Below are 13,993 nucleotides of genomic sequence, written 5' to 3' on the forward strand. Positions count from 1 at the left end.
GGCGATGCAAGGTCACCCCGACGTAATCGATTACCTCAACACGTTGCTGACGGGCGAACTGGCAGCTCGTGACCAATATTTCATCCATTCGCGTATGTACGAAGACTGGGGCTTTACCGAGCTCTACGAGCGTATCAACCACGAAATGGAAGAAGAGGCACAGCACGCCGATGCGCTGATGCGCCGTATCCTGATGCTCGAAGGCACGCCGCGCATGCGTCCCGACGACCTGGACGTGGGCACCACGGTGCCTGAGATGCTCGCTGCCGACCTTCGTCTCGAGTACAAGGTGCGTGCCGCGCTCTGCAAGGGCATCGAGCTCTGCGAGCAGCACAACGACTATGTCACTCGCGAGATCCTGCGCGTGCAGTTGAATGACACCGAAGAAGATCACACCTACTGGCTTGAAAAGCAGTTGGGGTTGATCAAGTTGATTGGTCTGGAGAATTACCTGCAATCGCAGTTCTGATTCCAGCTACAAAAAAGCCCCTGTCACCGCAAAGTGACAGGGGCTTTTTCATGAGCGCGATAAATCAGGCTTTGTCGCGCGCCAACAGTGGCTTCAAGTAGTAACCAGTATGCGACTGCGGCATCTCGGAGACCTGCTCCGGCGTGCCCACCGCAATGATCTGGCCACCCTTGGAGCCGCCTTCCGGTCCCAGGTCTACCAGCCAGTCGGCGGTCTTGATCACGTCGAGGTTGTGCTCGATTACCACGACTGTATTGCCGTGGTCGCGCAAGCGGTGCAATACGTCGAGCAATTGCTGAATATCCGCAAAGTGCAGGCCCGTGGTCGGCTCATCAAGGATATACAGGGTCTTGCCCGTATCGCGCTTGGACAATTCACGGGACAACTTCACCCGCTGCGCCTCACCGCCCGACAACGTAGTCGCCGACTGCCCCAGCTTGATGTACGACAGGCCCACATCCATCAACGTCTGCAGCTTGCGCGCCAATGCCGGAACCGCGTCGAAGAACTCCCGCGCTTCCTCGATGGTCATCTCCAGGGTTTCGTGGATGTTCTTGCCCTTGTACTTGATCTCCAGGGTCTCGCGGTTGTAGCGCTTGCTCTTGCACACATCGCACGGCACGTAGATGTCCGGCAGGAAGTGCATCTCCACTTTGATCAGGCCATCGCCCTGGCAAGCTTCGCAGCGGCCACCCTTGACGTTGAACGAGAACCGGCCAGGCCCATAGCCCCGTGAGCGAGACTCTGGCACGCCGGCAAACAGTTCGCGTATCGGCGTGAACAACCCGGTATAGGTCGCGGGGTTCGAGCGGGGTGTGCGGCCAATCGGGCTCTGGTCGATATCGACCACCTTGTCCAGGTGCTCCAGGCCCTTGATGCTGTCGTGTGCAGCCGCTTCCAGGGTGGTCGCGCCGTTCAGGGCGGTGGCACTCAGGGGGAACAGCGTGTTGTTGATCAGCGTCGATTTGCCCGAGCCGGAAACACCGGTCACGCAGGTCAGCAGGCCCAGCGGAATCTCCAGGTCGACATTGCGCAGGTTGTTGCCGCGCGCGCCCTTGAGGTGCAACGCCATTTTTTTGTTACGTGGCGTGCGCTTGGCTGGCACTGCGATTTTCACGCGACCGGACAGGTATTTGCCGGTCAACGAGTCCGGGTGAGCCATCACTTCGGCAGGCGTGCCCTCAGCCACAATATGCCCGCCATGCACACCCGCACCTGGGCCGATGTCGACCACGTAATCGGCCAGGCGAATCGCGTCTTCATCGTGCTCAACCACGATCACCGTGTTGCCGATATCGCGCAGGTGTTTGAGCGTACCCAGCAGGCGATCATTGTCACGTTGGTGCAGGCCGATCGACGGCTCGTCGAGGATGTACAGAACGCCCACCAGGCCGGCACCGATCTGGCTGGCCAAGCGAATCCGCTGGGCCTCACCACCGGACAAGGTATCCGCGCTGCGATCCAGCGACAGGTAGTCCAGGCCGACGTTGACCAGGAACTGCAAGCGCTCACGAATTTCCTTGAGAATCTTGTCGGCAATTTCCCCACGGCGACCGGTCAGCTTGAGCACACCGAAGTATTCACAGGCATCGCCGATCGGCAGGTTGGTGACCGCCGGCAATGTTTTCTCACCGACCCACACATGCCGCGCCTCGCGACGCAGGCGCGTGCCGCGGCAGTCCGGGCAAGGTTGGGTGCTGAGGAATTTCGCCAGCTCTTCGCGCACGCTGGCCGACTCGGTCTCGCGGTAGCGACGTTCCAGGTTCGGCACGATGCCTTCGAACGGGTGGGAACGCTTGACGATATCGCCACGGTCGTTCAGGTACTTGAAGTCTACGTTCTGCGAACCACTGCCGTGCAGGATGACTTTCTGCTGCTCGGCCGGCAGTTGGTTGAACGGCACTTCCAGGCTGAATTTGTAGTGCGACGCCAACGACCCCAGCATCTGGAAGTAATAGACGTTGCGCCTGTCCCAGCCGCGTATTGCGCCCTCCGCCAACGTCAGGTCACCATTGACCAGGCGCTTGATGTCGAAGAACTGCTTCACCCCAAGGCCATCGCACGTCGGGCAGGCACCGGCCGGGTTGTTGAAGGAAAACAGCTTGGGTTCCAATTCGCTGATCGCATGGCCGCAGATCGGGCAGGCAAAACGTGCGGAGAAGATGATCTCTTCGCCGGGCTCGTCATCCATTGGTGCGACCAGGGCAATGCCATCGGCCAGCTTCAGCGCGGTCTCGAACGATTCCGCCAAACGCTGCTGCAAATCGGCACGTACTTTAAAGCGGTCGACCACCACATCAATCGAATGCTTCTTCTGCTTGTCGAGTTTCGGCGCTTCATCCAGCTCATACAGCTTGCCGTTGATGCGCGCCCGCACAAAGCCCTGGGCACGCAGCTCTTCGAAGACCGACAGGTGCTCACCCTTGCGCTCACGGATCACCGGCGCCAGCAGCATCAGCTTGGCGCCTTCCGGCTGGGCCAGTACCAGGTCGACCATCTGGCTGACGGTCTGGGCTTCCAGCGGAATATCGTGGTCCGGGCAACGGGGAATACCTACGCGGGCATACAGCAGACGCAGGTAGTCGTAGATCTCGGTGATGGTGCCCACGGTGGAGCGCGGGTTGTGGGAGGTCGACTTCTGTTCGATGGAAATCGCCGGCGACAGGCCTTCGATGGTGTCGACGTCGGGTTTTTCCATCATCGACAGGAACTGCCGGGCATAGGCCGACAGCGATTCAACATAGCGGCGCTGGCCCTCGGCATACAGCGTGTCGAACGCCAGGGACGATTTGCCCGAGCCGGACAAGCCGGTGATGACGATCAGTTTGTCCCGGGGCAGGGTCAGGTCGATGTTCTTCAGGTTGTGGGTTCTAGCCCCACGAATCAGGATCTTGTCCAAGATGGCCTCGCACGGCGGGCGTAAATAATGCCGGAGTATACGGCTAAAGACTGGATGAATATACACTGTCAAAGTGCCGGGTGCAGCCTTAGATGAAAGCTGCGCGGCAAAGCGCCGCATATACCCTCTCAATCGATGGGACTGGTAGAATCGCCGCCGGTTCACACGAGGTTTTTCCATGCACGATCCCCACAGCGAACGCATGAGTAGCGGCGAGACCCGAGCAGCAAGCGGTCTGGCCCTGGTGTTCGCGTTCCGTATGCTAGGCATGTTTATGGTGTTGCCGGTGCTGGCGACCTATGGAATGGATCTCGCAGGAGCGACCCCCGCACTGATCGGCCTGGCGATTGGCGCCTATGGCCTGACCCAGGCGATTTTTCAGATTCCGTTCGGGATCATTTCCGACCGTATCGGCCGGCGTCCCGTCATCTATCTGGGGCTGATCGTGTTCGCCCTCGGCAGTGTGCTCGCGGCGCAATCCGATTCGATCTGGGGGGTGATTGCCGGGCGCGTCCTACAGGGCGCCGGGGCGATTTCCGCGGCAGTGATGGCGCTGCTCTCGGACCTGACCCGTGAACAACACCGCACCAAGGCCATGGCCATGATCGGCATGACCATCGGCCTGTCCTTCGCCGTTGCGATGGTGGTCGGCCCCTTGCTGACCCGCGCCTTCGGTTTGCACGGGCTGTTCCTCGCCACCGGCGGCATGGCGTTGTTCGGCATCGTGATCGTGGCCTTCATGGTGCCGCGCTCCACCGGCACGCTGGCGCACCGTGAGTCGGGCGTTGCACGCAAGGCGTTACTGCCGACGCTCAAGCACCCGGACCTGCTGCGCCTGGATTTAGGTATCTTCGTGTTGCACGCAATGCTGATGTGCAGCTTCGTCGCGTTGCCCCTGGCACTGGTGCAAAAAGCCGGTTTGCCCAAGGAGCAGCACTGGTGGGTGTACCTCACCGCCTTGCTGATTTCGTTCTTCGCCATGATCCCGTTCATCATCTACGGCGAGAAGAAACGCAAAATGAAACGAGTTTTGCTCGGCGCCGTCGCGACGCTGATGCTCACTGAGCTATTCTTCTGGCAGTTCGGCGACAGCCTGCGGGCACTGGTCATTGGTACGGTGGTGTTTTTCACCGCATTCAACCTGCTGGAGGCATCATTGCCTTCGTTGATCAGCAAAGTTTCACCGGCCGGCGGTAAGGGCACAGCGATGGGGGTGTATTCCACCAGCCAGTTCCTCGGTTCGGCGCTGGGCGGCATCATGGGTGGCTGGATGTTCCAGCATGGCGGTTTGTCGGTTGTGTTCCTGGGATGCGCCGGGCTGGCTGCACTTTGGCTGGCCTTTGCTGTTACCATGCGCGAACCTCCGTACGTCACAAGTCTGCGCCTGCCGTTGTCGCCCGAAGCAATTCGTGAAGCTGGCCTGGTAGAGCGCTTGAAGGCCGTCGTCGGAGTAACAGATGCAGTGGTGGTCGCTGAAGAGGCGGCCATTTACATCAAATTGGACACCGAATTATTGGATCGCGCGACGCTCGAGCAACTGGTCAACCCAGTGCCGACAGCGCGCCCAGCTTAGGAGAACGTTATGGCCCGTGGGGTTAACAAAGTCATATTGGTCGGTACATGCGGCCAGGATCCCGAAGTTCGCTACTTGCCTAACGGTAACGCCGTGACCAACCTGAGTCTGGCAACCAGCGAACAGTGGACCGACAAGCAGACCGGCCAGAAGGTCGAGAAAACCGAATGGCACCGCGTGTCGATGTTCGGCAAGGTTGCAGAGATCGCCGGTGAGTACCTGCGCAAAGGTTCGCAGGTCTACATCGAAGGCAAGCTGCAAACCCGCGAGTGGGAAAAAGACGGCATCAAGCGTTACACCACTGAAATCGTGGTCGACATGCAAGGCACCATGCAACTGCTGGGCGGCCGTCCACAGCAGGGCGATCAACAAGGCGGGGGCAATAACTACCAGCAATCCGCTCCGGCCCCCCGCCAGCAGGCTCCGCGCCCGCAGCAGTCGGCCCCGCAACAGTCGCGCCAGGCACCGCCTCCACAGCAGGCCGCGCCACAGCCGGCTCCGGATTTCGACAGCTTTGATGACGATATCCCGTTCTAACCTACATAAAAGCAAAGCGTAAAGGTGATTGATTGGCTCGGCGGGTTTAAGTACCTAAATCATTGCCTTACGTGAGTAAGCCAAAGCCTTCTTTGCTGTAAAGCTAAGAGGGCTTTTTTTGCCCGGTGTAAAGCTACAAATAATTTAACTACACAAGAGAGGAGTGTAGAGATAAAAGTCTACATTACTAAACGTAAAGGAGGAGTGTGCTGTGGATGTGAAAATGGTACGACATCCTTCTGGGTTGAACCTGCCAATCCTCCTTGACGATGATGGCCTGCCGGTTCCGCTTGCAAATGAGTGGATCTTGCAAAGGCGAGGCCTAAGCCCTAACACTCTCACGAGAAACCTCAGGGAGTTGGCGATTCTATTTGCTTGGCTTGATTCTCTTCGCATTGATCTTGGTGCATGCATGGCTGGTGACTGAACCTGTACAGCAGTCTAAATGTTTCGCTGGCCCCTGCATCATTGCGTACCTATGACAGTAGGATTCAGCCCGCGCGGAGTATGGAAAAGGGAATCCGATTTCGCTTTGCACTGGCGTGTAGGACAAACCAGACATGAGGCTGGAGCCCACTAGAAACCGGCGTATACACGCCATCTCCGAGCATACTTCGGAATGCGGTTCCGCCAAACGGTTCGGCCGCGCAGGTTTTGTGAAGTCCGAGTATCAGTGCGACATAAAAGTAAATTTCCTAATTATTTTAAGTACGCGCTTGGACATAAGTCTCCACGTTAATTTTATTTTATCTTTCGAAGCCTTTTATCGCATGGGCCGATGCTAGATCGGACACTTTCTGATAGACCAACCCATCCTTCGTCTGCAACTTACGGCCCAACGCACCTTCAATCCAACGCAACAAGAGCGCCGCCACTTCATCACTGTTGCTTTCACACATGGGTAGGTGACCGTTTCCGTGGATGCCATGCTCAGCCAAATCGAGATGGTCGACAGCGACCTCAGCGTCCCGCAAAAAAGACACAGTTGCTGGGTCTACTTCTTTCATGAAGGACTTTTCGCCTGTGACAACTGCAACCGGAATGCCTGCCAAAGCAGGAATACGTCGTGCCCTGTTTTCGAGTTCACTGGCATCATTGGCAGGGGGATCGAAAGCAAGTGGCGTCGACGTGATACCCCACTTCAATGTTCCGAGCCCTGGGATAGGTTCGGAGAATGGAGGCCCGAAAGGTTCTACCGCGATAATTGCCCGAACTTTTTCAGGGCGAGCATTGGCGATTACCCAACCACAAGGTGCCCCCATTGAATGGGTCAGCAAAATGGAGGGACCAATTCTGTCCAGTAGTTCGCTGCCACAACGACGTGCATGCTCGTGTGTTACAGCGAGATCAGCAATGAACGGCCCTTGGCCCGCGATAAATTGATCGAGCGCCCTCTCCCTGGCCGGCCCCTCAGGCCATAAAGAATCTGGGGCAACTGACCCGTCGGGCCGGTCCCCCAGGAACATCGCGCGACACAACTCATACGTCATTGCAGGAGCCGCAGAGCCCAGCAGATCCCCATTGTAAGGTGAGCGGCCGTGACCGGTCCGATCCACTACATAGACCGCGAAGCCTTGTTTAAGAAAATACTGCGCCCAACCGGGCCGCCCATCAGGTGTGGTGATGAAATCAGTTCCTTGCCCGCCACCGCCGTGAATCATGACGATCGGCCAAGGACTGAGGAGCTGCTCTGGCACCTGAAAGTGCACTGACATTTGTCCATAGGCAGCCGTGCCCATGTCGGATGGGTGCCGCTGCACCCCAACCCAAAAATGGCCTTGGGCAGCAATAGAAACCGGTTGGTTCTGCTTATCGGTAGTCATCTTCGTTCTCCAAGTCGTAGCTAACTGCAATCTCCGTGGATGGGCAGACACGCTGTGCCACCTCACGGGATCAGCAGGCGTCAATCACTGGGTTTTCAGCGCTTCCAGCCCATGGTCTCCGGTCTGGGAATTCATTAGCGTTAGATCGATCCCGGCCGCAGGCGTCGGGTCTGCATCCGCCCAGCGTGAACCGGCTCGAAGGGTGTCGCCAATGAGCTTGAACGCGAACAACATCACCATTTGAGAGATTTTCGGGTTCCCTGCTGCGACACGAGCGTTTTCAAGATCCTTCCGCCTCTGGTTCACGTCACCTTCCATGAGGACTCGCATGTTCTCGACCGCACCTGGGGAAGCAACCTCCCAGAAAACACGGCGGCGTTCAGTGGCGTAACGGTTCAGGATGTCCTCATCCTCCTCACCGCGGATAACTGCCGACAACACATCGGCAAGGATCATTCCGTCCCATATACCGCAGCTCAAACCCAGTCCTCCTACGGGGCTGGTCGCATGAGCCGCATCCCCGGCGAGGAACACTCGCCCGGTGCGGAAGGTCGCAGCAGCACGTTGGTGGAGTCGATACTGACGCAGCTGGACCAGTTCATAGGGAACGCCTTGCGCAATGAACGGCCTGGCGCAGTTGGCTTCAAAACGATCCTCAACGTTCTCAGGATCCAGTTCGGCATCCTCTGAATAGGCAATTCGCCAGAGATTTGTCTTGCGATCCATCAGCACCACCACTGCGTGGTCCGTTGGGTGAGTGACAAAATTTGCGTCGCTGTAACCACAACTTGCCAAGTCCGCGCGGATGTTCGCTGCTACAAAGCGAACGGGCCAAGTTGTGCCTTCGAACTCAATATCCAAACCGTTACGCACAGCACTCCGAGCACCGTCAGCACCGATGAGCCAGTCTGCGGTGATGGATTTGGCCCCCTCAGGGGTGCTCAGGTTGATAGTCACACTGCCTGTGTTGTCCACAATCTGCTCGAACTGATGGGAGAAGAGGACCTTGACCCCCAGTTTTTCGGCATGTCTTAGTACAACTTTCGCCAGCGTGTCCTGACCGAGGTGCAAGTTATATGGGTAGGTGATTCCATTCATGACGGAAGTATTCAGTCGGACGACTTCCTTTAGATCTGGATAAAATTGAGCAAACCCGGTCCCCATGGAACTTATCTGCTTCAGATCTTCGAGTAAGCCCAGTTTTTCCAGCACTGTGATCGTGGATGGAAAATATACGGGCGCGCGGGGGGTAGCTGGTATCTCCGGTTCGCTTTCAATAACTGTCACGCTCATACCCTCTTGGGCCAGCGCCAAAGCGGTAAGCAGCCCTACAGGGCCCGCACCAACGATAATTACATCATTAGATAATTCACTCATATACTTCTCCGAACCGCTCAGCCGAGCAGGTAAATCATTATTAATTAGCATTGGGCTGGACGTCCCAGTGCGGCGACTTGATGACAAGTCCGATATGTCGACTGGTTAAGCCAAAGAGCTCGTACGAAAAACCGCACCCTCGACAACGCTAACTGGAACTATTTGTAAACGGTTTCCTGCGCAAGGCCCCTCAATGCAGTAGCCGTCCTCTATTCTGAACAAAGCACTATGGTGTGCGCACATCAGAACTCGCTTCTGGTAAACCTCAAATTTTCCTGGTCTATAATCCAGTCTTACCGAGAAATGAGGGCACTCATTAATATAAGCGAATACTTCTTCATCTCGCCTTACTAATACCAACGCCTGCTGTGTGCCACTTACGAGTGCGGAAACACTGATGGCGCGCCCGTCTTCAATGTCGTCCACATCGCACAGAAACAGCTCACTCATATAGTCAGTTCGCATATACTTAACCCGCGAGACCAGTTCCAGGGGCGCACTTCAAAGCTGGCAAAAACGCCCGATTTCATATAGGGATCTTCTGCCAGGAATGCGTCCACTTCTTCCAAGGTTTGCGCCTGAATCACCAGCAGTGTTCCATTCATCTGCCGAGAATCCTGGGTCAGGGTTGGTCCGCCAAGAATTACACGCACGGCATGCGGTGCCGGGTCATTCAAATAAGCGCGATGGGAGGCCCGAAGCTGCTCTCGCAGGGAAAGGACGTCTGGCTTATCCGTTGCAAAGAGCAGGTAGAAATTGCTCATGACGCTTCCAGGGCAAAATCAAACTCGGCGAGATAGAACGGCTCATTGAAACCGAATTCTCTAGCACGGGGATGATCAACATCTGTCAGGCGAAAGGACACCTTCAGAGAGTCCTTCACTCCAAATACAGCATCCGATTCGAGGTATTCGTCTTCTTCATTAAAGAGATGAGTCACTAACTCATGATGTCCCTCGGCAGCAATTTTGAAATGAACGTGCGCCGGACGCCAAGGGTGGCGCCCGCCTACTTTGAGCAGGCGACCAACCGGGCCGTCATCAGGGATCGGATAACGAGGAGGCAATATGGACTGTATCGCGTAATTTCCAACTTTGTTGGTGTGATACTTTCCTCTTAAATTGTCCAAGGATTGTAATTTATCTTGCCCTGAATACATGCCGTTTGAGGCCGCCTGCCAAACATCCAGGACCGCATCCGCAATAGGCCTGCCAAAATCATCGGTGATCTTTCCGCACAGCAGCAATGGCACGTCCTGGCTAGTAGACATGTTTTCGCCATAGCCACGATCAGGCATACCTTCAATATAGAAAGGACCGAATACCGTGCTTTCGGTCGCGCTTGCACTACGATCATGATTGAGCGCGTCGACCAACATGGATACACCAAGAACATCCGATAATAGAATAAACTCTTGGCGAACTGCGCCGTCACAGGTCTTCCCTGTTTCGGTCAAAAATCTAATTGCGGTTAGCCATTCCTCTTCGGTTGGTCTTGTATCCAGGACAAACGCGTGCAAATGTTTGACGATGCCTTGAAGTAACTTACGATGGCGATCGCCAATAGCACCGTCAAAGCTATGAATCGCTTTTTCCGTAATAATATGGGACGACAGGTCTGGACTTTTCATTATTTTCATTCTCAAACTATTGTGGCGACAGTCCGTGAAATGCACGCTCCAACAGCGCTTCAATGGCGTCTTGCTCAAACAGCCTCGGATTGTAGTAAGGGGTAGCACAGGCAATTCGAGCCGCTTCTGCCGGACCTTCCGCTGGGAACCCGATCTGCTCTAGAGCCAACGGAACGCCGAGCTTTTGATTCAACTCGAACAGCAACTGACCGGCGTCCTCAGCTTTTTCACCGCCCAGGGCTCGCGCAACCCGAGACAATGGCTCTTTAGCCGCTTCTCGGTTGTAGTGGGCTGCGTGCGGAAGCACGATTGCGTGTGTTTGGGCATGGGGCAAATTGAACGTGCCGCCTAAGGTGTGGCAAAGCTTATGGTGAATCGCCATGCCTACTGACCCTAGGCAGATTCCTCCCAACCATGCGCCATACAACACTTGTGAACGAGCCTCTAGGTCAGCGGGATCGCGGACCACGCAAGGTAAAAAGCGCGCAAGCGCACTTATCGCTTCCTCCGCCATCAGGCCAATGATGGGGTTCGCATTTTCTGCATACAGTGCCTCGACAGCATGAGCCATCGCATTCATCCCTGAACAAGCAGAGACTTGTGCTGGGAGGCTTAGGGTAAGCGTTGGGTCATAGATGACCGATTTCGGTAGTACCCGACTATCGCGCCCCGTCTTCTTCAGACGGTTCTCAGTCAGGCCATAAATGGAGGTCATCTCAGACCCGGCATAAGTCGTCGGTACTGCCAGGATCGGTAGGCCGAAACTCAACGCGATTGCCTTGCCAAGACCTATCGTCGAGCCTCCACCAACTGCCACGCAGCAGTCAGCGCCCAAACGGTTCGCTTCATCCCGAGCCGCCTCAGCTGTTTCGATCGGCACATGCATCACCGCTTGAGAGTAGATACCTGCGCAACGCTCGCCGAGCATGAAAGCAACATGCTCCCCTAGTTCCCTTTGCTCGGGGGTGGTGAGAACAAGGGCGCGCTTGGCACCGAGACGCTCCACCTCTTCCCCAAGCGACTCAAGCTTGCCGGGACCGAATACCACTCGGGTTGGTACACTCTGGTACACAAATTCGTGCATCGCTGTCACCTTAGCGCTTGTAATGCTTGGGAATGGTGGCGTCTACGTTGACCCAGGTTGAACGCACTTCGGTGTAGTCATGAATTGCCTCAAACCCCATCTCACGGCCATAGCCCGACTTACCGAGCCCCCCGAATGGGCTGCCAGGGCTAACGCGTTTGTAGCAATTGATCCAGCACATACCGGCGTTGATTTTGTCAGCCATGCGGTGGGCCCGTTGCAGATCACGTGTCCATAAACCGCTTCCCAGCGCATATTCGGTGCAGTTGGCAATTGCAAGCGCTTCCTCGTCGTCCTTGAAACGCATCACAGTGACGAAAGGACCGAAGACCTCTTCTTGCGCAACACGATCGCCAGGTAATGCTTCAATAATCGTTGGCTCAATAAAGTAGCCGTTTGCAAGATCCGGATGCTCGGGGGCCTTACCGCCCGAAAGCACGGTGCCCCCCTGTTGCTTGGCGATCTCAACATAAGAGAGGACACGATCGCGATGGACAGCCGAAGTCAGAGGCCCCATTTCCGTGTTCGGGTCCAAAGGACTGCCCAATCGAATAGAACGTGCCAGAGTGATGAACTGATCTAGGAACTGGTCGGCGATTCGCTCGTGAAGGATCAGGCGAGATCCGGCGATACAGGCTTGGCCCTGGTTATGAAAAATCGCCCAGGCAGCACCGTTGACCGCAGCGTCCAGATCTGCGTCCTCAAAAACGATATTTGCACCTTTCCCGCCAAGCTCCAGCTGTATACGTTTTAGATTCCCGGCTGATCCTTGGACGATTCGACGCCCTGTTTCCGTTGACCCGGTGAAACAAATCTTGCCGACATCCGAGTGTTCAACGAGACGCTGTCCCGCAGTATTACCGTAACCAGGCACCACGTTAACAACGCCGGGTGGAAAACCAACCTCACTCATCAACTCGGCGATTCGCAAGGTGGAAAGCGGGGTTATTTCCGAAGGCTTTATTACCACCGTATTGCCTGCGGCCAAGGCCGGGCCCATTTTCCAGCTCGTAAACATCAGCGGAAAATTCCAAGGTACGATCTGCCCCACCACTCCTATAGGCTTACGTTGCACATAGTTCAGGAAGCCGGCATCGACGGGGATAACAGCGCCTTCGATCTTGTCTGCCATCCCGCCGAAATACCTGAAGCAAGCAGCCGTGCGCGGAACGTCCAACATGCGAGAGTCACGAATGGGATGACCGGTGTCGAGCGACTCGAGCTGCGCCAGCTCCTCGGCGTTGCTTTCGATCGCGTCCGCGAGTTTGAGCAAAAGGTGGCCCCGCTCTGCGGCTGGCTTACCTTGCCAAGCGGGAAACGCATTCTTGGCTGCTTTCACCGCGCGATCGACGTCTTCAGCTTCGGCAGCAGCAATACGTGTAATGAGCGTCCCGTCAGCCGGGCACAACACATCAATAGTATTGCCAGAGATGGCGGGCACGAATTCGCCGGCTATGAACAGATTATTTTGCACAAGAGGGCCCTTAGGGCGCCGGTTCTGCACCCCAGTAAGTTTTCATAGGTTAGCTAAATGGAAGCGAGGTTTTAGAACTCGACCGGGTAGGGAGACACTTCCCCGCTCTCATAGCGTTGAGGCAGATCAGGGGTTGCGTTTTCCCAGACCAATAGCATTGAGCGCTTGGTCGAATAACCCTGATGGCGGATGTCCGCTGGCATAGCAGCAATGTCACCGGCACGCATGGTTAAACGGGCCCGTGGCGCGCCGTCATTCTTGTCGCCAACGTCCCAGATGATTTCGTCAGAGAGCTGCAAGAACCATTCAACCCGATCGTTACCGTGGAGAATGGGAAGGGTATATTCTTCAGTCGTTGGGCAAAACAGGCTCGCCTTGCACACTGAGGTTACTGATGGATTCCAAGTAACGTCGGAGCGGGACAGATATTTGAACAAACTAAAACCGTGGAGCTGACCCTCGAAACCTTCTGCAGCGTGAATCTCGGGTTCAACCTGTGACACATCGCTAAAGTGCCGGTTAACCGGCAAGTCATCGCGCAATGGCGAATCACCAGGCAGACCGGGCATTCTCTTGGTTGCGATGCGGATACGCTCGATGGCTTCGATGTTCGAACCATTCTTGCGACCGAAGGCGCTCCCGGTTTCCTCCGGGGCGGCAAAAGGGTCAAACCCTTCGTTCGTCCAGTCGCGGAGGACAGCCTTGAACGTCGCCATGATTTTTGGTGTCTCGAACATTTCGATGTAGTCGATACCTGCGGTCTTCAGCACGCCATTGTAGGTTCCGGCGTACAGCTCTACCGAGCCGTAGTGGTTGCGAGTACCAATCACCTGGTCGAAGTTCACCCAGCCGTAAAAGAACCCCCATGCCACATCACGCATCATGGCACGCAGGAAGGCATCGACGGGCATCAGGTGTGTGCGGATTTGCCCCTTTGTAGGCCACTCAATGCGAGCGAAGTACTCGTCCCTAGACAGGTTGAACTGACCCAGCTGAAAAGCGTGATATCCGGTTCTGGAGTGTTTCGCCAACATTTCCACTTCATCAGCAGCAAAACCAGCAACTGGCACCACTGTCTCTAACATGGCCATGATCTATTTCTCTTATTTTATTTATATGGAATGAGC

The 13,993-nt window shown here is 56.0% G+C and carries 12 protein-coding genes; 3 read left to right on the forward strand and 9 right to left on the reverse strand.

Annotation, left to right across the window (positions count from 1 at the left end; translation table 11 throughout):
- Positions 1-4: 4 nt before the first annotated feature.
- Entirely contained in the window at positions 5-469 is a 465-nt protein-coding gene (gene bfr, locus BFP92_RS16510) for a bacterioferritin (protein ID WP_065930320.1), read from the forward strand.
- Between the two features lie 64 nt (positions 470-533).
- On the opposite strand, the gene uvrA is transcribed toward bfr, so the two are convergent.
- Positions 534-3,368 (reverse strand): excinuclease ABC subunit UvrA, encoded by a 2,835-nt coding sequence (uvrA, locus tag BFP92_RS16515; protein ID WP_065930321.1) that lies wholly within the window; start codon positions 3,366-3,368, stop codon positions 534-536.
- Between the two features lie 178 nt (positions 3,369-3,546).
- Here uvrA and BFP92_RS16520 point away from each other — a divergent pair, with 178 nt between their 5' ends.
- Positions 3,547-4,941, forward strand: coding sequence for an MFS transporter (locus BFP92_RS16520; RefSeq protein WP_065930322.1), 1,395 nt, complete (start codon positions 3,547-3,549; stop codon positions 4,939-4,941).
- Between the two features lie 9 nt (positions 4,942-4,950).
- Positions 4,951-5,478: a single-stranded DNA-binding protein gene (locus BFP92_RS16525; RefSeq protein WP_010467282.1), complete on the forward strand. Its 528-nt coding sequence runs from the start codon at positions 4,951-4,953 to the stop codon at positions 5,476-5,478.
- A 746-nt stretch (positions 5,479-6,224) separates the two neighbouring features.
- Here BFP92_RS16525 and BFP92_RS16530 read toward each other — a convergent pair.
- The 8 genes from BFP92_RS16530 to BFP92_RS16560 form a co-directional block, all read right to left on the reverse strand.
- Positions 6,225-7,301 (reverse strand): alpha/beta hydrolase, encoded by a 1,077-nt coding sequence (locus BFP92_RS16530; protein WP_065930323.1) that lies wholly within the window; start codon positions 7,299-7,301, stop codon positions 6,225-6,227.
- 84 nt (positions 7,302-7,385) lie between these two features.
- Entirely contained in the window at positions 7,386-8,729 is a 1,344-nt protein-coding gene (locus tag BFP92_RS16535) for an FAD-dependent oxidoreductase (protein WP_083221753.1), read from the reverse strand.
- Between the two features lie 54 nt (positions 8,730-8,783).
- Positions 8,784-9,143, reverse strand: coding sequence for a Rieske (2Fe-2S) protein (locus BFP92_RS30495; protein WP_342356542.1), 360 nt, complete (start codon positions 9,141-9,143; stop codon positions 8,784-8,786).
- A complete protein-coding gene (locus BFP92_RS16540) occupies positions 9,125-9,442 on the reverse strand; it encodes a YciI family protein (protein ID WP_065930325.1) in 318 nt (105 codons plus the stop codon). The genes BFP92_RS30495 and BFP92_RS16540 overlap by 19 nt, the downstream gene beginning before the upstream one ends.
- Entirely contained in the window at positions 9,439-10,308 is an 870-nt protein-coding gene (locus BFP92_RS16545) for a dioxygenase family protein (protein ID WP_065930326.1), read from the reverse strand. Before BFP92_RS16545 ends, BFP92_RS16540 begins: the two co-directional genes overlap by 4 nt.
- A gap of 16 nt (positions 10,309-10,324) precedes the next feature.
- Positions 10,325-11,392 (reverse strand): maleylacetate reductase, encoded by a 1,068-nt coding sequence (locus tag BFP92_RS16550; protein WP_065930327.1) that lies wholly within the window; start codon positions 11,390-11,392, stop codon positions 10,325-10,327.
- A 10-nt stretch (positions 11,393-11,402) separates the two neighbouring features.
- Positions 11,403-12,866: an aldehyde dehydrogenase family protein gene (locus tag BFP92_RS16555; protein WP_065930342.1), complete on the reverse strand. Its 1,464-nt coding sequence runs from the start codon at positions 12,864-12,866 to the stop codon at positions 11,403-11,405.
- A 71-nt stretch (positions 12,867-12,937) separates the two neighbouring features.
- A complete protein-coding gene (locus tag BFP92_RS16560; protein WP_065930328.1) occupies positions 12,938-13,957 on the reverse strand; it encodes a hydroxyquinol 1,2-dioxygenase in 1,020 nt (339 codons plus the stop codon).
- Positions 13,958-13,993 lie beyond the last annotated feature (36 nt).

The sequence above is a fragment of the Pseudomonas sp. 58 R 3 genome (genome assembly GCF_900006605.1).
GTDB lineage: Bacteria > Pseudomonadota > Gammaproteobacteria > Pseudomonadales > Pseudomonadaceae > Aquipseudomonas > Aquipseudomonas salomonii.

Excerpts from the sequence above, each read along its gene's own strand:
- bfr (WP_065930320.1), top strand. The coding sequence starts at position 5 with ATGCAAGGTCACCCCGACGTAATCGATTACCTCAACACGTTGCTGACG.
- BFP92_RS16520 (WP_065930322.1), top strand. The coding sequence starts at position 3,547 with ATGCACGATCCCCACAGCGAACGCATGAGTAGCGGCGAGACCCGAGCA.
- BFP92_RS16525 (WP_010467282.1), top strand. The coding sequence starts at position 4,951 with ATGGCCCGTGGGGTTAACAAAGTCATATTGGTCGGTACATGCGGCCAG.
- BFP92_RS16530 (WP_065930323.1), bottom strand. The coding sequence starts at position 7,301 with ATGACTACCGATAAGCAGAACCAACCGGTTTCTATTGCTGCCCAAGGC.
- BFP92_RS16535 (WP_083221753.1), bottom strand. The coding sequence starts at position 8,729 with ATGCTAATTAATAATGATTTACCTGCTCGGCTGAGCGGTTCGGAGAAG.
- BFP92_RS30495 (WP_342356542.1), bottom strand. The coding sequence starts at position 9,143 with ATGCGAACTGACTATATGAGTGAGCTGTTTCTGTGCGATGTGGACGAC.
- BFP92_RS16540 (WP_065930325.1), bottom strand. The coding sequence starts at position 9,442 with ATGAGCAATTTCTACCTGCTCTTTGCAACGGATAAGCCAGACGTCCTT.
- BFP92_RS16545 (WP_065930326.1), bottom strand. The coding sequence starts at position 10,308 with ATGAAAAGTCCAGACCTGTCGTCCCATATTATTACGGAAAAAGCGATT.
- BFP92_RS16550 (WP_065930327.1), bottom strand. The coding sequence starts at position 11,392 with ATGCACGAATTTGTGTACCAGAGTGTACCAACCCGAGTGGTATTCGGT.
- BFP92_RS16560 (WP_065930328.1), bottom strand. The coding sequence starts at position 13,957 with ATGGCCATGTTAGAGACAGTGGTGCCAGTTGCTGGTTTTGCTGCTGAT.